General features: G+C 61.0%; 1 protein-coding gene. It reads left to right on the forward strand.

Annotated elements, in window-relative coordinates; all coding sequences use genetic code 11:
• The coding region (locus HV786_RS27185) for a toxin VasX (protein WP_175212090.1) at nucleotides 1-1,116 on the forward strand (1,116 nt) is incomplete at both ends.

The raw sequence follows: 1,116 nt of genomic DNA on the forward strand, positions 1-1,116 counted from the left end.
CCGCCCTGCGAACGCGGTGTGCCCCTGTATCCGCTGCGCTATGGCATTGCCGATTACGCGTGGGACAGGGAGGTGTTTCCCCGCCTGAACACCGAGGGCTATCCCGCACTCACGGCGGGCAAAGCGTACGGATTGCGCACATTGCGTCCGGGCACTTACGTCTACCTCTTCCACTTCCAGAATGGGCGCATGTGGACGCAGCATTACCAAGTCACCGAAGACGTCCGCTTCGCCCGTATCTGGTGGAGTGATGCGGACGACGACGATGCCACGCCGGGCCGGCTCAGCCGGCCCGATACGGTGGGTGCTCAGACGTATCTCTTCGCGCCGGACGCAAAGACTGCCGAAACCGTACACATCCTGGTGAGCGACACGCTGCTGTCCCACCGCACGTTGTGGGCCATCGAGACCAATGACGGCGGCCTTCGCGATGCATTGAGCACACAGTGCAGGCCTGCGGGCAATGCGTATCAAGAACACATCTTCGACGCGACGCTGCTGGGCGAGGCCGCACGGGAACTCGTCTCGCCATCCGGACATGGCGCGCCCAAGCCGTTCGACTGGAGCGAAATCCAGTTCTCGGAAAAGGCGCCAAACCACCACGACATCCTGGCCAACATGTACCTCGCGTTGCTGCCACGCAAGGACTTCACGCCCCTGGTGGTTGCGTTGCAGGATCCGATCGGGATCGCCAGCGAGCTTCATTACCGGATTACCCATTCCGTGACCCGCAAGACGGAATACGCCGGACGCAACGCGCACAAATTGCAGAGCGCAACGCTCATCCGCAATTACTTCGAGGCGATGAAGAAAGAGGCAGGTAGAAACCCAGACGTCGCCAACACGATCACGCGGCAGCAAAACTTGGTGAACTACAGCGGCGCCATGTCATTCCCCGGCGTCTACGCCAAGGAAATCGAAGCGTTCGACCGCACTATCGCAGCAGCGGTAGCGGATTCCGTTGCGTGGGTTCGCCTTATCGGTCCCTCGCGGCTACTCGGCAAGACGCTGCGTTGCTTTGATCGCGGCGTGATCCACAACGCCCATGACTATGAGGACGCCGTCCTGCAGTGCATTGGCGGTCTGGTGCACGCGAAAGATGGAATACAGGTACTG

This window comes from Achromobacter mucicolens (assembly GCF_902859725.1).
Lineage (GTDB): Bacteria > Pseudomonadota > Gammaproteobacteria > Burkholderiales > Burkholderiaceae_B > Achromobacter > Achromobacter mucicolens.